The organism is Microbispora sp. NPDC004025 (assembly GCF_053604425.1).
In genome coordinates this window covers 350,321-369,082 of record NZ_JBSGHN010000003.1, presented here as the reverse complement: position 1 = coordinate 369,082, position 18,762 = coordinate 350,321, and the positions used below count along the sequence as shown (strand labels likewise).

Annotated in this window: 14 protein-coding genes; 5 read left to right on the top strand and 9 right to left on the bottom strand. The window is 73.1% G+C overall.

The genetic code is table 11. The features are described 5' to 3' along the window. Positions 1–10: 10 nt before the first annotated feature. Positions 11–1,477: an alpha/beta hydrolase gene (locus ACWEQG_RS09825; RefSeq protein ID WP_452283396.1), complete on the top strand. Its 1,467-nt coding sequence runs from the start codon at positions 11–13 to the stop codon at positions 1,475–1,477. A 1-nt stretch (position 1,478) separates the two neighbouring features. On the opposite strand, the gene ACWEQG_RS09820 is transcribed toward ACWEQG_RS09825, so the two are convergent. Genes ACWEQG_RS09820 through ACWEQG_RS09810 form a run of 3 tightly spaced genes read right to left on the bottom strand, consistent with a single transcriptional unit; the run spans position 1,479 to position 4,426 of the window. Further along, a complete protein-coding gene (locus tag ACWEQG_RS09820) occupies positions 1,479–3,113 on the bottom strand; it encodes a phospho-sugar mutase (RefSeq protein WP_452283394.1) in 1,635 nt (544 codons plus the stop codon). Positions 3,114–3,122: 9 nt separating this feature from the next. Continuing rightward, entirely contained in the window at positions 3,123–3,920 is a 798-nt protein-coding gene (locus ACWEQG_RS09815; protein ID WP_452283392.1) for a purine-nucleoside phosphorylase, read from the bottom strand. A 53-nt stretch (positions 3,921–3,973) separates the two neighbouring features. Next, positions 3,974–4,426 (bottom strand): gamma-glutamylcyclotransferase, encoded by a 453-nt coding sequence (locus ACWEQG_RS09810; RefSeq protein WP_169985433.1) that lies wholly within the window; start codon positions 4,424–4,426, stop codon positions 3,974–3,976. A 137-nt stretch (positions 4,427–4,563) separates the two neighbouring features. On the opposite strand from ACWEQG_RS09810, the gene ACWEQG_RS09805 reads away from it, so the two are divergent. Then, the gene (locus tag ACWEQG_RS09805) at positions 4,564–5,958 is read left to right on the top strand and encodes an NAD(P)H-quinone dehydrogenase (RefSeq protein WP_452283390.1); all 1,395 of its coding nucleotides are present in this window, start codon (positions 4,564–4,566) and stop codon (positions 5,956–5,958) included. A gap of 5 nt (positions 5,959–5,963) precedes the next feature. On the opposite strand, the gene ACWEQG_RS09800 is transcribed toward ACWEQG_RS09805, so the two are convergent. Continuing rightward, entirely contained in the window at positions 5,964–7,136 is a 1,173-nt protein-coding gene (locus tag ACWEQG_RS09800; protein ID WP_452283388.1) for an MFS transporter, read from the bottom strand. Between the two features lie 46 nt (positions 7,137–7,182). Between ACWEQG_RS09800 and ACWEQG_RS09795 the strand changes: the two genes are divergently transcribed. Beyond that, a complete protein-coding gene (locus tag ACWEQG_RS09795; RefSeq protein ID WP_452283386.1) occupies positions 7,183–8,211 on the top strand; it encodes an ROK family transcriptional regulator in 1,029 nt (342 codons plus the stop codon). 73 nt (positions 8,212–8,284) lie between these two features. Here the strand turns inward: ACWEQG_RS09795 and ACWEQG_RS09790 are convergent, their stop codons facing one another. The 3 genes from ACWEQG_RS09790 to ACWEQG_RS09780 all read right to left on the bottom strand — a co-directional run bounded on the left by ACWEQG_RS09790 (position 8,285) and on the right by ACWEQG_RS09780 (position 13,264). Next, positions 8,285–9,514, bottom strand: coding sequence for a pentapeptide repeat-containing protein (locus tag ACWEQG_RS09790; protein ID WP_452283384.1), 1,230 nt, complete (start codon positions 9,512–9,514; stop codon positions 8,285–8,287). A gap of 423 nt (positions 9,515–9,937) precedes the next feature. After that, positions 9,938–11,314, bottom strand: coding sequence for a hypothetical protein (locus ACWEQG_RS09785; RefSeq protein ID WP_452283923.1), 1,377 nt, complete (start codon positions 11,312–11,314; stop codon positions 9,938–9,940). A gap of 177 nt (positions 11,315–11,491) precedes the next feature. Next, positions 11,492–13,264 carry an acetyl/propionyl/methylcrotonyl-CoA carboxylase subunit alpha gene (locus ACWEQG_RS09780; RefSeq protein ID WP_452283382.1) on the bottom strand — a complete coding sequence of 591 codons (1,773 nt, stop codon included), beginning with the start codon at positions 13,262–13,264 and terminating at the stop codon, positions 11,492–11,494. A gap of 197 nt (positions 13,265–13,461) precedes the next feature. On the opposite strand from ACWEQG_RS09780, the gene ACWEQG_RS09775 reads away from it, so the two are divergent. Both ACWEQG_RS09775 and ACWEQG_RS09770 read left to right on the top strand, forming a co-directional pair. Further along, on the top strand, positions 13,462–14,616 hold the full coding sequence (locus ACWEQG_RS09775) for a S8 family serine peptidase (RefSeq protein ID WP_452283380.1): 1,155 nt from the start codon (positions 13,462–13,464) through the stop codon (positions 14,614–14,616). Positions 14,617–14,734: 118 nt separating this feature from the next. Beyond that, on the top strand, positions 14,735–16,948 hold the full coding sequence (locus ACWEQG_RS09770) for a serine/threonine protein kinase (protein WP_452283378.1): 2,214 nt from the start codon (positions 14,735–14,737) through the stop codon (positions 16,946–16,948). 278 nt (positions 16,949–17,226) lie between these two features. Here ACWEQG_RS09770 and ACWEQG_RS09765 read toward each other — a convergent pair whose 3' ends face one another. Together ACWEQG_RS09765 and ACWEQG_RS09760 are read right to left on the bottom strand one after the other, a co-directional pair. Then, positions 17,227–18,354: a WXG100 family type VII secretion target gene (locus ACWEQG_RS09765; protein WP_452283377.1), complete on the bottom strand. Its 1,128-nt coding sequence runs from the start codon at positions 18,352–18,354 to the stop codon at positions 17,227–17,229. A 94-nt stretch (positions 18,355–18,448) separates the two neighbouring features. After that, positions 18,449–18,754, bottom strand: coding sequence for a hypothetical protein (locus tag ACWEQG_RS09760; RefSeq protein WP_363471517.1), 306 nt, complete (start codon positions 18,752–18,754; stop codon positions 18,449–18,451). Between the last annotated feature and the right edge of the window lie 8 nt (positions 18,755–18,762).

Sequence of the window (18,762 nt, the reverse complement as noted above, 5' to 3'; positions counted from 1 at the left end):
GGCCGCAATCATGAACCGCTTCGCATCGGCAGCCGCCGTGATCTCCCTGACCACCGCCCTCGTCGCGGCCGGGGCCCCGGCCGCCGCCCACGCCGCCCCGGCGTGGACCTCCTGCGGCACCGCCGCCGGGCTGGACCCCCGCCAGGAGTGCGCGACGATCCAGGTCCCTCTCACGTACGGCAGGCCGGGCGGGGAAACGGTCTCCCTGGCCGTCTCCCGGATCCGTACGGCGCGGCCGGGACTGCGCAGGGTCGTGCTGCTGCTCATCCCGGGAGGACCGGGCAGCCCGGGCCTGAGCAGGCCGAGCGCGATGGTGAAGCGCCTGCCGGGCGCCGTGCTCGACCGCTACGACCTGGTCGGCTTCGACCCGCGGGGCGTCGGCCGGAGCTCGCCCGTCTCCTGCGGGCTCGCGCACGACGACCTGGCGCCCACCCTGCTCAAGCCCTACCCGTCCGCCGACGGGGACATCGAGCGGAACGCCGCGTGGTCACGCAGGATCGCCGAGGCCTGCGCCCGCAACGGCGACTCCGTGCTGCGCAGCATCAGCACGCGCACCGAGGCCAGGGACATCGACGCCGTCCGCCGGGCCCTCGGCGAGCGGCGGCTGTCCTACTGGGGCGTCTCCTACGGCACGTACGCCGGAGCCGTCTACGCCACGATGTTCCCCGGCCGGACAGACAGGGTGATCCTGGACAGCAACGACGATCCCGACCCGCGGAAGGTGGCCCGCGCCTGGCTGGCCAACTACTCGGTGGGCGTCGACGACCGCTTCCCCGACTTCGCGGCCTGGGCCGCCGCGCGCGACGACGAGTTCGGCCTGGGCGCGGACGCCGCGGCGGTCCGCCGCACCTTCCTGGACCTCGCCGAGCGCCTGGACCGCGAGCCGATCGAGTGGCCGGGAGCCGATCCGCCGCGGCTCGACGGCGCGGTCCTGCGCGAGACCATGCTGAACGCGCTGTATTCCGACACCGGGTTCCCCGGCTTGGCCGGGCTCATGCGGGCGGCGCTCGGCCCCGGGCCTCTCCCGGCGCCCTCCACCCCGCCGGACGAGGCGATGCAGAACGCCGCGGCCTCGGCGGCCGCGACCCTCTGCAACGACGTCGAGTGGCCGAGCTCGCTCGACCTGCACCGGCGGCTGGTGGCCCGGGACCGGGCGGCCCACCCGCTGACCGCCGGCATGCCGGTCAACATCGGCCCCTGCGCCTACTGGCCCTACCGGCCGGCCGAGGCGCCGGTGCGGGTCACGGCGAAGGGGCCGTCCAACGTCCTGCTCGTGCAGAACCTGCGCGACCCGGCGACGCCGTACAGCGGCGCCCTGCGCATGCGCGAGGCCTTCGGGAGCCGGGCGCGCATGGTCGCCGTGGACTCGGGCGGGCACGGGTCCTACCTGGTCAACGGCAACGCCTGCGGTGACGCAGCCGTCACCACGTTCCTGGTCACCGGCGAGCGGCCGGCCCGCGACACCGTCTGCAAGTAGCTCAAAGACCGAGGGCGACGGAGAGGTCCTTCTTCAGGGCCTCCAGGTCCTGCGCGGCCCTCGCCCGGGCAGGCGGGACGTCGTCGCCCTCGACCGGTACGACGACCTCCAGGTAGCACTTGAGCTTGGGTTCGGTGCCGCTGGGCCGGACGACGACCCGGGCGTCGCCGGCCAGGCGGTAGCGCAGGCCCTCGGTCGGCGGCAGCCCCGCCACCCCCCGGGACAGGTCCTCGGCGGACTCCACGACCCGTCCGGCCAGCTGCACCGGCGGCCGCGTGCGCAGGCGCTCCATGGCCTGCGCGATCAGCGACAGGTCCTCGACGCGGACCGACAGCTGGGCCGTCGCGTGCAGGCCGTACCGGCGGGCCTGGTCGTCCAGCAGGTCGAGCAGCGACCCGCCGTCCCGCTTGGCGGCGGCGGCCATCCCGGCGACGACGAGGGCGGCCCCCACGCCGTCCTTGTCGTGAACCGGCAGGCCGGTGTCCGACCCGACGCTGTAGCCCAGCGCCTCCTCGTAGCCGAAGACCAGCCCGGGACCCGACTTCATGATCCATTTGAATCCGGTCAGGGTCTCGGCGTGCCGCACGCCGTGCGCGGCGGCGATCCTGGCGAGCAGCGACGACGACACGATCGAGGTCGCGACCAGCCGGTCGTCCCCCGAGGTGTGCCGCAGCACGTGCTCGGCCAGCAGGCCGCCCACCTCGTCGCCGGTGAGCATGCGGTAGCCGCCGCCGGGCAGCGGGACGCCGACCGCGCACCGGTCCGCGTCGGGGTCGTTGGCGATCACGAGGTCGGCGCGGGTCGCGGCGGCGAGTTCGAGCGCGAGGTCCATGGCGCCCGGCTCCTCCGGGTTGGGGAACGCCACGGTGGGAAAGCCGGGGTCGGGCATCGCCTGCCGGCTCACCATGACCGGCACCTCGAAACCCGCCGCGCGGAACGCCTCGGAGACGGTCGTGCCGCCGACGCCGTGCAGCGGCGTGTACGCGACCGCGATGTCGCGGGCGTCGCCGATCGGGAGCGCGGCCAGGGCCCGCAGGTACGGCACGACGATGTCGTCGTGGTCGAGGGTCCGCCAGTCCTCGCCCAGCGGCAGCGCGTCCACCCGGCCGACCGCGTCGATGGCGGCGGAAATCTCCTCGTCGATCGGCGGCACGATCTGAGCGCCGTCGCCCCAGTAGACCTTGTAGCCGTTGTCCTGCGGCGGGTTGTGCGAGGCGGTGACCATTACGCCCGCGTCCGCGCCCAGGTGGCGCACGGCGAACGCCAGGACCGGGGTGGGCCATCTGGCGGCCATGACCGAGGCCCGCAGGCCCGCCCCGGTCAGCACGCGGGCCGTGTCGGCGGCGAACACGTCGGACCTGTGCCGCCCGTCGTAGCCGATCACCACGTGGCGTCCGGGGCCGAGCACACGGGCCAGCCCGGCGGCCGCCCGCATCACCGTGACCCGGTTCATCCGGTTCGGCCCGGCCCCCAGCGCGCCGCGCAGACCCGCCGTGCCGAACTCCAGCTTGGCGCCGAAGCGGTCCTCCAGCGCAGCGAGATCGTCCCGCTCCAGGACCGCGTCGAGCTCCGCCCGCGTCTCGGGATCGGGATCCTGGTCACGCCACTCTTCGGCGAGCCGTACGAGATCGGTCATGGGTGCCCCCTACAGCTTGTCGACGACCTGGGCGAGCAGGACGCCCATGCGGGCGGCCGTGGCCCGGCCGACCTCCAGGACCTCCTCGTGGTTGAGCGGCTCGCCCACCAGGCCCGCGCCGGGGTTGGTGACCAGGGAGATCCCGAGCACCTCGGCCCCGGCCTCCCGGGCGGCGATCGCCTCCAGCACGGTGGACATGCCCACCAGGTCGCCGCCGAGCGTGCGCAGCATGCGGATCTCCGCGGGCGTTTCGTACGTCGGGCCGCGGAAGGCGACGTACACCCCCTCGGCCAGCGTGGGGTCCACCGCGCGGGCGAGGTCGCGCAGGCGCTTCGAGTACACCTCGGTGAGGTCGATGAACGTCGCGCCGGTGATCGGGTTGTCGCCGGTGAGGTTGATGTGGTCGCCGATCAGGACCGGGTCGCCCACCTTCTGGGTCTCCGGGCGCAGCCCGCCCGCCGCGTTGGTCAGCACGACCGTGCGCACCCCGGCCGCGACGGCCGTGCGCACCCCGTGGACCACCGGCTCCACCCCGCGGCCCTCGTAGAGGTGCGTACGCCCGAGGAAGATCAGGGCGTTGAGCCCGGCGGAGGTGCGCACCGCCCGCACCGTGCCCGCGTGACCGGCGACCGCGGGCGGGGAGAACCCGGGCAGTTTCGTCACCGCGAGTTCGGCGACCGTCTCACCGATCGCGTCCGCGGCCGGGACCCAGCCCGAGCCCATGACGAGGGCGACGTCGAAGGAAGAGATGCCGGTGAGGTTCCTCAGCGTGGTCGCGGCCTCGGCCGCCAGGTCATATGGGGTCACTTTGCTGAGGGTACAGAAGCGCATGAACCCGGCAGATAAGTGCCGGGGGCGTGTCAGTCGCCGAGCTTCTTACACGGCCGGGTGCGCAGCCACGTGACGTAGTCGTCGGGCGCGCCCGCCTTCTCCGCGGACTCGGCCAGGATGCCGATGTATCGCGCCGACGGCAGCCCGCCCTCGTAGGAGTCCAGCACGTACGACCAGGCGAGCACGTCGCCCTCCAGCGTCGCGACGCGGAGCCGGACCTTGCGGTAGAGGCCGAGGTCGGTGCCCATCCAGCGGTCGAGGGACGCCTCGTCCCACTCCGGCACGTCGTACAGGACGACGAATACCTGTTCGTCGGCGTCCTCGACTATCGTGGCGAGAGCGCCCTCCCAGCTGACGTCCTCGCCGCCGAAGGTGAGCCGCCAGCCCGGGAGCCAGCCCGTTCCTCGCATGGGCGAGTGGGGCGCCCACTCCGCCATCTGCTTGGGGTCCATGTTGCTGCCGTAGGCCGCGTAAACAGGCACGGCACACAAGCCTAAACCAAGATCCCGGAAGTTGGACGGGTAGCGCGCACGGGGTGTGGCGAGAGAAAACCGCGTAGTCGGCCCGTTACGCGCCCCTCGCCGGGAATACGAAGCCAGGATGCGTGACAATGGAGCTTGTGACAAGGATCGTGATCATCGGTGGCGGCCCCGGCGGATACGAGGCGGCCCTGGTCGCCGCGCAACTGGGCGCTCAGGTCACCGTCGTGGAGGAGGAGGGTCCCGGCGGGGCGTGCGTGCTGACCGACTGCGTGCCGTCCAAGACCCTGATCGCCTCCTCCGCCCGTAAGCAGGCGCTTCTCGACGCCTCGTCCCTCGGGGTCCGCTTCGACGGCGGCCCCGACGGCGACGCCGGCGGGGTGGCCGTGGACATGATCGACGTGAACAAGCGCGTCAAGGAACTCGCGCTGGCGCAGTCGAACGACATCGCCGCCCGGCTGGCCGCCGAGGGCGTGGAGGTCATCCGCGCCCGGGGCCGGCTGGTCGATCCCCAGGTGGTGCGCGCGGGGGACCGTACGATCCGGGCCGACGTGGTCATCGTGGCGACCGGCGCCCACCCCCGTGTGCTGCCCGGAGCCGAGCCCGACGGCGAGCGCATCCTCAGCTGGCGGCAGCTGTACGACCTGGAGGAGCTGCCCGAGCACCTGATCGTGGTCGGCTCCGGCGTCACCGGCGCCGAGTTCGCCGGCGCCTACCGGTCGCTCGGGTCGCAGGTCACACTGGTCTCCTCGCGGGACCGGATGATGCCCAACGAGGACGCCGACGCGGCCGAGGTGCTGGAGGAGGTCTACCGGCGGCGCGGCATGAACGTCATGGGCCGCTCGCGTGCCGCCTCCGTGAAGCGCACCGAGCACGGCGTCGTCGTGACGCTGGAGGACGGCCGCACCGCCGAGGGCAGCCACTGCCTCATGACCGTCGGCATGGTCCCCAACACCTCCGGGCTCGGGCTCGAGGACAACGGCGTGCGGCTCGACCGCAACGGCTTCATCGAGGTCGACAAGGTGTCGCGGACCTCCGCGCCCGGCGTGTACGCCGCGGGAGACTGCACCGGCGTCCTGATGCTCGCCTCGGTCGCCGCCATGCAGGGCAGGATCGCGGTCTGGCACGCGCTCGGCGAGGCCGTGCAGCCGATCCGGCTGGCGACGGTCGCCGCCAACATCTTCACCGACCCGGAGATCGCCGCCGTGGGCGTGTCGCAGCGGCAGATCGAGGCGGGCGAGATCGAGGCGAACGTCGTCAAGCTGCCGCTCGCCACCAACGCCCGGGCCAAGATGCAGGGCTTCAACGACGGTTTCGTGAAGCTGTTCTGCCGTCCGAACACCGGCATCGTGCTCGGCGGCGTCGTGGTCGCCCCGCGGGCCTCGGAGCTGATCCTGGCCGTGTCGCTGGCCGTCCAGCACCGCCTGACCGTGGACCAGATCGCCCACACCTTCGCCGTCTACCCATCGCTGTCGGGGTCGATCACCGAGGCCGCCCGCCGCCTCATGTCCCCGCTGACCGCCGGGGGCATCTGACCCCGTCAGTCCGCGCACGCCGCGCCGACGGGGACGCGGGCGGCGGTCGTCGTACGCGGCCGCAGGGCGCGCGCCGGCCAGATCATCGCCGCGACCAGGCAAGTCACCAGGGCGAACGCGAACGGGAAGGCGAACGTCCCGGCGAGCCAGCCGGTGACGGGAGGAGCCACGAGCCCCGACATCCAGGTGATCGTCGCGACCCCCGCGACGCCCTCGGCGGGTGTCCGGGCGACCTGGCCCGCCGCCGCGAACACCAGTGGCACGACGACGGCCACGCCGGCGCCGAACAACGCGAACCCCGCGATCACCGGCACCGGTGTGCGGAAGGCGACCACGATCACGCCGCCGAGTACGGCGGTGACGGCCCCGGCGCGCACGGTCGCGACCGGCCCGATCCTGCGCACGACGAAGTCTCCGCCGAGCCGCATCGCGACCATGCACGCGGTGAACACGACGTAGCCGGCCGCGGCGACGCCCGCTCCGGCCCCGGCGACGTCCGTGAGGTAGATCGCCGCCCACTGGCCGCTGGCCCGCTCCGCGAAGGTGGCGAAGAAGCCGATCAGGCCGATCAGCAGGACGGCCCTCGGCGGCACCGTGAATCGCGACGGCGGCTTCTCGTCCGGCGCGGGACCGTCGTCGAGGAGTGCACGGCTCGCCGCGGTGCCCGCGGCGACCAGCGACACCGCCACGAGGAGGAGATGCGCACGGGCGTCCAGGCCCGTCTGCGCGGCCACCGCCCCGACGCCCGCGCCGCAGAGGTTGCCGACGCTCCACATGCCGTGCAGGCCGGACATGACCGAACGGCCCAGCCGCCGTTCGACGATCACGCCCTGGGCGTTCATCGCCAGGTCGCACATCCCGGCGGCGGCGCCGGACAGGAGGAACGCGGGCACCAGCCACAGGGGCCCCGGCGCCAGCACGGGCAGGGCCAGCGACCCGCACCACAGGGCGAGGAGGGTCCGGGTCGTCGCCCTGGCCCCGAACCGGTAGGCCAGCCGGGCGGTCAGCGGCATCGTGAGGAACGAGCCGATCGGCGGGCAGAGCAGGATGAGCCCGAGGGCCGCGGTGCCGATGGCGTGGTGCTCCTGGAGCCACGGCATCCGGGTGGCGAGGGTGCCCGCCACCGCTCCGTGTACGGCGAAGACGAGGGCTGTGGCCCGTTGATGTCTGTCTCGCATGGGGATAAATTAACAGGCAGGGTTCCTGATAAAAAGAGGATTTTCCATGAAGACCGCGACGCCCCAGCTCGCGCGGGCCATCAACGACCGGCTCGCTCTCGATCTGCTGCTGGAACGTGGCCCCCTGACCGCGCCGCAACTGCGCGCGCTCACCGGCCTGTCCCGCCCGACCGTGTCGGACCTGATCGAACGCCTCCAGGTCAACGGACTGATCCGGGTCACGGGGGAGAGCGGCGGAGACCGGCGCGGCCCCAACGCCCGGCTCTACGGCATCGTCGCCGACCGGGCCTTCGTGGGCGGGGTGGACGTGCGGCGCGACGTGGTCAACGTGACGGTCGCCGACATCACCGGCGCGACCGTGGGCTCGGCGACACGGCCGATCGGCGGGAACCTTCCCACGCTGGTCGCGGAGGCGCTCACCGAGGCGGCCGGCTCACGTCCCCTGCACGCGGTCGTGATCGGCGCGCCCGGCATGGTCGACCCGCAGACCGGAGACCTGTCGGCGGGCAACGTCGAGCCCGCCTGGCGGCCCGGGCTCCTCCCGGCCCTGCGTACCCTGGTCGACGCGCCGGTCACCGTGGAGAACGAGGTCAATCTGGCCGCCGTCGCCGAGCACGCCACCGGGGCGGCCGCCGGGCGGGACGACTTCGCGCTGCTGTGGCTCGACGACGGCGTCGGCGCGGCCGTCGTGCTGGACGGCAGGCTCCGCCGGGGCGCCTCCGGCGGCGCCGGCGAGATCGGCTTCCTCGGCCGGCTGGACATCGAAGTGTGCGACCTGCTGGGCGCACAGGCCGTCCGCGGACTGGACCTCCCGGCTCTGGCGGACCGGGTCGCGACGGCCGCGTTCACGCTCGTCGCCGTGCTCGATCCGGGCCTCGTCGTCCTCGGCGGCGCCACCAGCCTGGCGGGCGGTGATCCGCTGGCGGCCCTGGTCGCCGAGCGCCTGACGGAGGTCTCGCCCGTCCCGGTGCACGTGCGCGTGAGCGGAATCCCCGACAACCCCGTCTTGAGGGGCGCCGTCTCCACCGCTCTCTCGATCGCCCGCGACGCCGTCTTCGGGCAGGGCCGCCGCTGACCGGCGGACGCCGGCCCGTCCGGTGACCCGCGGGGGCGGTCGCCGGGCGGGCCTGCCCGCCGACGAGGGATGGTCAGTGGTGGCCGCTCGTGCCGGACAGCCCCGATCTGACCATGTACAGGGCCTGCCGCCCCCGAGCCACCGCCACGGCCGCCGCCTGCAGGTCGTACGGCGTCTGCGCGACGTGCAGCGCCTGCTTGGCCGCCTCGTACGCGTCGAGCGCCGCGCGCCATTCATAGGTCGGGCCACTGACCTGGTTGATCTTCATCTCGAAGTCGAGGGCGTCGATCTCCTCGCCGAAGCGGGTCACGTCCTCCTCGGCGGCGTGCCTGGCCACCGCCATCTCGGCCACGAACCGCTCCTTGCGCCGGTGCGCGACACCCCACAGGATCAGCGTCAGGCTCAGGCCGAGTCCGGACACGATGACGAGGATGAGCGCGGGCGACGGGCCCTTGGGGCGGCCCAGCAGGTCCTGCCCCGACGTGATCGTGGCGTCTCCGGCGGGGTGGTCCCCGGCGGCCGTGTCCTCCTCGGCGGTCGCGCCGGGCGCGACGGCGTCGTCGGGGAGGCCGGTGGGCGTGCCCCGGGCACCGGTGAGGTCCGCGTCGTCGGCCTGGGTGAAGGAGGCCTTGTCGACGTTCGCCCCGTGGAAGTCCGCGCCGTCCAGCTCCGCCTGGGTGAACTCCGCCTCCGACAGGTCGGCGTCCCTGAGCACGGCGTGCTCCAGGTGGGCCTGGCTGAGCTTGGCCTCGCCGAGCTTGGCGCGGGTGAAGTCGGCCGTACGGCCCTTGATCTGTCCGAGTGTGGCGTCCTTCAGGTCGGCGTCCACGAGTTTGGCGTCGGTGAGGTTTGCCTGGGTGAGCACGGCCCGGGTGAGAACCGCGCCGGTCAGGTCGGAGTGCGGGAACTCGGCCTGCACGGCGTCCGCGTCGGCGAGGACCGCCCCGCGCAGGTTCGCCTGCTTGGCCCGCATCTGACCCATGTCGGCATCGGAGAGGTCCGCGCCGCGCAGGTCGGCGTAGTCGAGATGCGCCTGGCTGAGGTCGGCCTCCTTCAGCGAGGCTTTGCGCAGGACGGCCCCGGTGAGGTCCTTGCCCGTGAGATCCACCTCATCCAGTTTCGCGCCCGTGAGGTCGGCGCACCGCATGCTGTACGGCAGCGTGGCGCTGGTGAGGTCCTTGCCGCGCAGGTTGGCGCCGCTGCCCGGTTTGCAGGGAGCCGAGGCCGCGTGAACGGCGGTCGCGGGAAGCGAGAGGAACGCGAGCGACAGAGCGGAGACGAGGACGGGGACGAGACGACGCACGGGGGGCCTCCTGAGGGGAACGCCCCGAGTCTCCCACGCGATCTTTAAATGCCACTTGCAATCCGCTGACCGGCCCCCGGCGATCGCCCGACGGCGTCCTCGCCGGGGGAGCGGACGGAGCGGCCCGGAGAGCGATCCCGGGACCGCGGCTCGATCCAACACGGGTATCCCGGGACCGCGGCTCGATCCAACACGGGTATCCCGGGACCGCGGCTCGATCCAACACGGGTATCCGGGGAGCGGTTGGCTGGTTCTTGCGCGGCGATCCGGGGAGCGGGTGCTGGTTCTTGCGCGGTGATCCGGGAGGCGGCGGCCGGTTCTGACCGGTGATCCCGGAACCCCCGGCCGGTGTTGCCGGACATGACGAAGGGGCGGGCCATCGGGCCCGCCCCTCGTCGATGCCGCGCCGGAAGCGCTCAGGCGTTACCAGTCGCCTCCGCCGAAGTCCCCTCCGCCGAAGTCGCCGCCGCCCCAGTCGCCGCCTCCGCCGAAGTCTCCTCCGCCGCCGCCCCAGTCACCGCCGCCGGCGTCCACGCCCGCGGCGTAGCCGGAGTCGTACCCGGCGCCGTAGCCGCCGTAGCCCCAGCCGCCGAAGGCGCTGCCGAGCATCGTGCCGACCATCATTCCGGTGAGCAGGTCGCCGCCGAAGCCGCCGTAGTAGCCGTACGCGTAGGGCTGGTAGGCGGGACCGGCGTCCCAGTACGGCCGGCGCTGGCCGTTGACCATGACTTCGCGCATCTGCGGGTCGAAGCCGCGCTCCACCGCCTCGGCGTCCGCCGCGCAGGCGGGGACGTCGCGCACCGCGCCACCGGGCGGCGCCCAGCGCACGTTGCGCACGGACGGGCCGTGCTGGGGATTGAAGAAGCACGGGGGCAGCCGCTCGGGCAGCGGCTGGTTGTTCACGCGCGCCTTCACGCAGGCCAGCGCGTAGCGCCCGTCCTCCAGGGTGGAGGTCACCGTGCGCAGTTCGTCCGCCCGCCGGACCGCGGCCAGCTCGTTCTTGGCCCGTTCGTAGGAGTCGAGCGCCCGCTGCCAGTCCGTCGTCGTCTCGGACTGCGGGAGCATCTTGACGTCCATGTCGAGTGCGGTGATCTCCTCACCGAACTTCGTCACGTCCTCCTCGACCGTCTGCTTGACGGCGGCGAGCTCGGCGGCCTCGCGCTGCTCGCGCTTGCGCTTGTTACGGCGTCCGACGATCCACAAACCGGCACCTCCCACCACGGCGATGCCCAGAATTCCGACGAGCACTCCCGAACCGCCGCCACCGCCGACCGTGCTGCCCTTGGCGCGGGCGGCCTTGACGTCACCCTCGCGCACCAGGTTCACCCGGTTGACGAAGTCCTGCATGCCGGTGACCACGTCGCTGTTGGAGCTCGTGGACAGCCGGGTCAGCGTTCCTGCCGCGTTCTTGGGGAGCTCGGTCGACCCCGCGAACAGGCTGTTGCCGTCGAGGAGCGCGACGGTCGCGCTCGACCGGCCGGCCTTGTCGAGTTCGCTCAGGAGCTGCGGGATGTAGGTGCTCACCTGGGCGGTAGTCACGGTGCCGTCGGGCATCGCGACCACGTAGATCTTGGACTTCGAGTCCTTCAGCGCCTGGCGGATCTCGCTCTGCTGGCTGGACGAGAGCGGCGATCCGCTCATCACGAACAGCGGATCTTGGGCGTTCTTCCAGGACGACAGGACCGTGGCCGGGTCCGGGGGAGCCGCCGCCATCGCGGCCGGGGCGAGTGCGAGCAGTGTGATGAGCCCGGCGAGCAGCGCCGCCAGGGCGGCCCCCACCCGGCCGAGCGGTGTCTTCATGGTCACGGCTTCAAGCCTCCTTCGCCCTACTGGACGAACGGCAGGGCGTGATGGTTCCTCCACAAACACCTATCGTTCCGCATAGGCGACGGGGCATGCGTCCTTCCGGCCGGCAAGTGGCCCTCGCGCCGGTCGCCGAACCGTCTCTTCCGATCCGCCGCCGGCCGTACGCGCTGCTCAGGCGTCCTTGATCTCGCACAGGACGGCCCCGGCGGTGACCGTCTGGCCGACGGCGGCGGCCAGGCCGGTGACCGTGCCGCCCTTGTGTGCGGTGAGCGGCTGCTCCATCTTCATCGCCTCCAGGACGACGATGGTGTCGCCGGGCTCCACGGTGTCGCCGTCGGCGACGACGACCTTGACGATCGTGCCCTGCATCGGGCTCACCAGGGAGTCGCCGCTCGCCGCGGCCTTCTTGGCGCCATTAGCGCCGGACCGTCGCGGCGCGGCCTTCCTGGCCGGCGCGGAGCCGCCCGCGCCCGCCGAACCCGGGCCCGACGAGCCCAGCCCGGCGGGCAGGACGACCTCCAGGCGCTTGCCGCCGACCTCGACCGTGATGCGTTCCCGCTCGGCCGGCTCCGCGGCGCCCACCTCGCCCTCGTACGGCGCGATCGTGTTGTCGAACTCGGTCTCGATCCACCGGGTGTGGACGGTGAACGGCTCGCCGGTGAAGGCGGGGTCGTCCACCACGGCCCGGTGGAAGGGCAGCACGGTCGGCATGCCGCCGATCTCGTACTCGGCCAGCGCGCGGCGTGAGCGCTCCAGCGCCTGGGCCCGGGTGGCGCCGGTCACGATCAGTTTGGCCACCAGCGAATCGAACGCCTGCGGCACGCTCATCCCGACCTCATATCCGCCGTCCAGCCGCACCCCGGGCCCGGACGGCACCCGCATCGAGGTGATCGTCCCCGGCGCCGGCAGGAAGCCCCGGCCCGCGTCCTCGGCGTTGATGCGGAACTCGATGGAGTGGCCGCGCAGCACAGGGTCGTCGTAGCCCAGCGGCTCGCCGTCGGCGACGCGGAACATCTCGCGGACCAGGTCGATGCCGGCGACCTCCTCGCTGACCGGGTGCTCGACCTGCAGCCGGGTGTTGACTTCGAGGAAGGAGATCGTGCCGTCCTGGCCGACCAGGAACTCACACGTGCCCGCCCCGACGTAGCCCGCCTCGCGGAGGATCGCCTTGGACGAGGAGTAGAGGAGTTCGAGCTGCTCGCCGGTCAGGAACGGCGCGGGCGCCTCCTCCACCAGCTTCTGGTGCCGGCGCTGCAGCGAGCAGTCGCGGGTGGACACGACGACGACGTTGCCATGGGCGTCGGCCAGGCACTGGGTCTCCACGTGACGCGGCCGGTCCAGGTAGCGCTCGACGAAGCATTCGCCGCGGCCGAAGGCGGTGACGGCCTCCCGCACCGCGGACTCGTACAGGTCGGGGATCTCCTCCAGGGTGCGGGCCACCTTCAGGCCGCGGCCGCCGCCGCCGAACGCCGCCTTGATCGCGATCGGCAGGCCGTGCTCGGTGGCGAAGGCGATCACCTCCTCGACGCCGGAGACCGGGTCGGGGGTGCCGGCGACCAGGGGGGCGCCCACGCGCTGGGCGATGTGACGGGCCTGGACCTTGTCTCCCAGGGCGGTGATGGCGGCGGGCGGCGGGCCGATCCAGATCAGTCCGGCGTCGATGACGGCCTGGGCGAAGCCGGCGTTCTCGGCGAGGAAGCCGTAGCCGGGGTGGACGGCGTCGGCACCGGTCTGCTTGGCCACCTTGAGGATCTTGTCGATGTCGAGGTAGGTCTCGGCCGGGCTCTGCCCGCCGAGCGCGTGGGCCTCGTCGGCCACCCGCACGTGCAGGGCGTCCAGGTCCTGGTCGGCGTAGACCGCGACGCTGGTCATCCCGGCGTCCCTGCACGCCCGGGCGATCCGTACGGCGATCTCACCACGATTGGCGATCAGGACCTTGTGCACCGTGTCCATCCTTCCCTAGGGCCCCTGGTTACGAGCCTTGCTGGATTTTAAGCATCTGCCGCGGCCAGACGGCGTCCGCCCCCTTGCTGAGTGGGACTGTTGTCGGAACTGTTTTCGCCGCTCCCGGTTCTCATCGCCGGTATGCCTCTTTCGAACCGGCATCATCGGTCAAGTCCGACAGGTTAGGCTGATCACTCATGCGGGGACCCGGCCTTCTGGCGACCGTGCTGGCGCTGTTTCTCGTGGCACCGCCCGCGCCTCCCGCACAGGCGCACGCCGCGCCGGTGCGGTGCGCGCCGCGCAAGGGCAGCATGCAGGTGGCCGAGCCGTGGGGGCAGCGGAGACTCGACCCGAAGCGCGTGTGGCCGCTCACCACGGGTGAGGGGGTCACCGTCGCGATCATCGACAGCGGGGTGGACCTGACGCACCCGCAGATCCACGTGGCGAAGTCGGTGGACTACACCGGGACGGGACACCGCGACTGCGTCGGGCACGGCACGGCGGGCGCCGGGATCATCGCCGCCCAGTACCTGAAGGGCGTCCCCTTCCACGGGGTCGCGCCGGGCGTGCGGCTGATCTCGCTCAAGCAGACGAACGAGGAGAACGGCGAGGTGGACACGCTGGCACGGGCCATCGTGGCCGCGGCCGACTACGGCGCCGACGTCATCAACGTGTCGATCCAGGCCCAGGACGATCCCAAACTCCGGCAGGCCGTGGCGTACGCGCTGGACAAGGACGCGGTGATCGTGGCGGCGGCCGGCAACACGACAGCGGAGGACGGCACGCCGGAGCCCGCCTACCCCGCGGCGTACCCGGGGGTGCTGGCCGTCGGGTCGGCCACCCCGGACGGCAGGCGCGCCGACTTCTCCAACACGGCCACCCCGGTGGCGGTGCTGGGGCCGGGCCAGAACATCACCTCCACCTGGCCCGGACGGTCGTACATGGGCGGGCTCGAAGGCACCAGCTTCGCCGCGCCGTACGTCGCGGGGGTGGCGGCACTGGTGCGTGCCCGCCATCCGGGGCTGAACCAGGAGCGGGTGCGGTGGCGCATCACCGCCACGGCGGACGGCGGCGTGGGGGCGGGCACGGGCGCCGGGATGGTGAACCCGCTGCTCGCCGTCACCGCGATCCTGCCGCTCGAGGCCGTCGACGCCCCGGTCATCGCGCCGCCGGCGCCGGCTCCGCTGCCGCCGGGCGCGGTGACCAAGGCGGCTCCGGTCGACCAGGGGGCGATCGACCTGGCGCTCACGATCGCGGTGGCGGCGCTGTGCGCCGCGGGCCTGATCGTGGCCGTGCGGGTGTTCGTGCCGATGGGCCGGCGCAGGGGGTGGCGTCCCGGCCGAGAGAGTTGACACGCCGGCATTGGGTAATTGACGCTTCAATGTTTTGGGCTGGCGAAAACTGCTGCTTTGTGTCGGGTGCTCTTGGTTGAATGATCCTGATCAGGTCGCTTTTTCAGAAAGGACTGAGATGCACCCTTTACGGCCGGGTGATCCCGAGCAGATAGGCGAGTACGCCATCCTGGGACGGCTGGACGAGGGGCCCCGCGGCGACGTCTATGTCGGCAAGGAGTCCGGCGACGACGCCCCTGTGCGGGTGATCAAGCTGTTGGCCGCCGAGCCGGGTTCGGGGCAGGCCGTCCTCGACCGGCTCACTGTGGCCACACGTGTGTCCAGCTCATATGTGGCCCGCACGATCGCGGCGGGCCTGCTCGGCGATCGGCCCTACGTCGTCAGGGAACACGTCGAGGGGCGCAGTCTGGCCGCCGCCGTCGCGGCCGGGGGCCCGCTCTCCGGCGAGGCGCTCGAACGGGTCGCGGTGGGCCTGCTCACCGCGCTGACCGCGGTGCACCTCGCCGATCTCGCGCACGGCGCGCTCACCCCGCACAACGTCATCGTCGCCGACGACGGGGTCAAGCTGACCGACGTCGCCGTCGGGCCGCCGGTGGGCGAGCCTGCCTACCACGCTCCCGAGCAGATCAGGGGCGGGCCGTACGACGCGTACGCGGACATGTTCGCGTGGGCCGCCACGGTCGTCTTCGCCGCGACGGGGCGGCCGCCGTTCCCGCAGGATCCGCAGGCGGTGCTGAACGCGCCGCCCGACCTCGGCGGCCTGGAGGAGCGGCTGCGCCAGGTCGTGCTGCCCGCGCTGGCCAAGGAGCCGGGGCAGCGCCCCACCGCCTACGCCGCGATGCTGCGGCTGCTCGGCGGCGACGCGGGTGCGCAACCGGCGGCGGCCCCGGCCTCGGGAGTGGTGCTGCCCCCGCAGGCGCCGCAGCCTCCCCAGCCCGCGCAGCCGCCGCTCGGGGGAGTCCCCGTTCCGCCGGTCCCGCAGCAGACGTGGGGACCGCCGACCGTGCCCCAGCAGCCCCAGCAGGCGCCGGCCGCTTCCTGGCAGCCGCCCGCCATGCCGCAGGAGCAGCCCCCGCAGCAGACGTGGGGGCCGCCGACCGCCCAGGGCCAGGTCGAGCCGGCCAGGCGCAGGCCTTTCCCCGTCGGCCTGGCCGCGGCGGTCGGCGCCGTGGTCCTGCTCTCCGGAGTGGGTCTGTGGGGCGCGGGCCGGTACGCCGAGGTCCAGCTGTCGCCGGCGGCCGCGGAGCGCGCCGCGGGGCAGCACGGCTCCGACGGCAAGGTGGCCGCGGACCTCACGGACGCCGGTGGCGGGGCTGCGGGTGGTGGGGCCGGGGGCGGCGGAGCCGGAGGCGGCGGGCAGAACCCGACGGCGGCGCCGCAGGTGACGGTGCCGTGGGCGCTGTCGTCCGACGACCCGGACTCCCCGGTGCAGCCGCTGGTGTTGCCGAGCGACTGGCCGACCGACGGCCCGGTGACGCCGGAGCTCACCACGGTCCCGACGCCGGGCCCGATCGTGCCGGTGCCGACCCAGCCGGTGGTCCCGCCGCCGCCGCAGCCGACCGGTCAGACGCAGCCGACGGTCCGGGTCACGACCACCGCCACGGTCATCGCGACGCCCAGCCCGGTGCCGACCGAGCCGACTCCGGAGCCCCCGCCCACGCAGTCGCCGAGCCCGGCGGCCACCGAGACGCAGGAGCCGGTGCCGAGCCCGGACGAGCCGAGATGGCCCGCCCGGCAGAGCCCGAACGCGACGCCGTCGCCGAGCCCGGCCGCGCCGTCGCCCACCGCGACGGTCGCACCGACGCGGACGGCGACGCAACCGGCGACGCCGCGCCCGACCGCGACCTCACGCCCGACCGTGCGGCCGACGGCGCGGCCGACGGTCACGAGGACGACGACCCCGCCGAAGCCGACGGTGACGGCGAAGCCGACGGTCACGGCGAGACCGACGCTGACGGTGAAGCCGACGACCCAGGCGCCGAAGCCGTCCAGCACCGCCGGTCCGGTCAGGAACCCCTACACCCCTGAGCAGGTCTGCGGGGCGGGCTTCTCCGTGCAGCGCAGCAGCACTCTGGCGGGTGGCGCCATCTACCAGCTCTACAACGCGAGCACGGGAGAGAACTGCGTCGTCACGATCAAGACGGCCGACGTCGGCAAGGCGACGCCCGTCTCCGCGACCCTGGAGGTCCAGGGCGGCGTGAGCAAGACCGACCGCGGCAGCTACGAGTACTACGCCGGCCCGGTGAAGCTGCAGGCCAAGGGCAAGTGCGTCAGGTACCTCGGCCGCGTCGGCGGGGCCGGCGCGAGCGCCGACTGGGGCAACTGCGGCTGACGAAGCCGGGAGGCGGACCGGGAAATCCGCGTCCGGATAGCCGCTGATGAGGAAGGCCGGGCGGGCAACCGCCCGGCCTTCCGCGTGCCGCGCCCGGCCTTCCGTTGGCCACGACTGGGGCGCGACCGGCTACGACTGGCCCTCGGGTGACCCCTCGTCCCGCCCTTCCGCGTGCCGTGCCGCGTGCCGTGTCAGGCCTCGTGCCGGGCACCGCCCGCGTGGCGGGCGACGGCGGGCGGTTCCCGCAGCCCGACGCGAGCCCGCGCCGGGAGGGTGGCTCAGTATCCCCGGTAGCCGGTGCCGGTCTTCATGCCGACCACGCCGGGCACGGCCGAGACCGAGCCGTAGCGCTCGATGGCGTACCGGACGCCCGCCACGATGTTGTCGACGGGATTCCAGATGTCCTTGTGTCCCGGCAGGGACCAGCGGTTGAACGTCGGGTCGATGGTCTGCATCAGCCCTTTCGACGGCGTTCCCGCGGCGGCGTTCGAGTCCCAGTTGTTGATCGCGTGCGGATTGCCGCCCGACTCGTGCCTGATGATCATCCAGATGTCGTCCCGGTTCATCTTCTCGACCGGGTAGCCCTGGGCCCTGAGGATCGCGACGGCCTGGTCGATCCACTCCTTGACCTGGCCCGTGGGCGCGGGTCCGCCGCCGGGCGGAGGCGGGCCGCTGGGGCCGTAGCCGCCGCCACCCGCGCCCCCCGCACCGCCGCTCAGGCTCGTCTGGCCGTACGACGCGTACGTCGGATGCGCCTTGTCGCCGGGAGCCCCTGTATGGCCCGTGTAGCCCGGGTCGCGGCGCCAGTCGACGGTGTGTCCCTGGCGGGGCACGAAGTCCTGTTTGCCCGGATCCGGGATTTTGGCGAAGGTGAGCGCGCCGTCGCGGTAGTCGGCGCCCAGGCGGGCGCCCAGCGTCTTCGCGGCGTCGCCGACGGCCGTGGTCACCTGCTCCAGGTGCGGCCGGGCGTCCTCGACGCCGCGGGCGACGATGGCCCGCAGTCCCTTGTTCAGCTCCTCGTCCGTGACGTCCTTGTTCCGGGCGCGGTAGGCCGCCGCGTCGGCGACCACGCCGGAGCAGATGCCGTCGATCTTCGACTTGGCGCTCTCCAGCGCGGTGGCGACCTTCTCCAGCGCGCCCGCGCACGCGACCAGGGCGTCATGGAGGCCGTCCGCCGCCTTGCCGTACCTGCCCATGTATCCCACGAAGGCATCGGCGGACAGGCCCTGCCAGGCGGCGTCGACCGTGCGTACGGCCCGGCCCACGCCGCCCGCGTAGTCCTGCGCGTCGCCGGCCGCGCCGCGCCACTTCTTGGCGATGTCGCGGATCCCGCCGGGATCGCCGTTCACCTTCTCCGCCATGGCGGCCAGCTCGGCGCCGCCGGGCAGATCCCCCACGCCACTCATGTCATCCCCTCGCCTGGCGGCTCGGGGTGTCGTCGTGCCGGAGGCACGCAGGTGACCCGGCAGCGAGACGCACTGTGCTTATTGATTCGCTCGCTCATACCCGCATCGACCCGGATGTGCCCTTGTGGGCGGTCCGGACGTTGTCCTGAACCGTTTCCAGCGCCCGCTCCACGCCCTTCAGCTTGGTTCTCGCGTCGGCGGCCTCCGCGGTCAGCGCGGCGTAGGCGGTGTCGACCGCCTGCGCCAGCGCGGCGGCGCCGTCCACGTGCCCGAAGGCGGCCGCCCGGGTGCCGGGCGTCTCGGGTAGACCGCCGTGCAGGCTCTCGTACTGCCCCCAGGCCTTGCTCACCGCCGTACGGCAGCTCTCGAGCGCCTGGAAGTGGATGTCGAAACCGGCCACGAACCGCT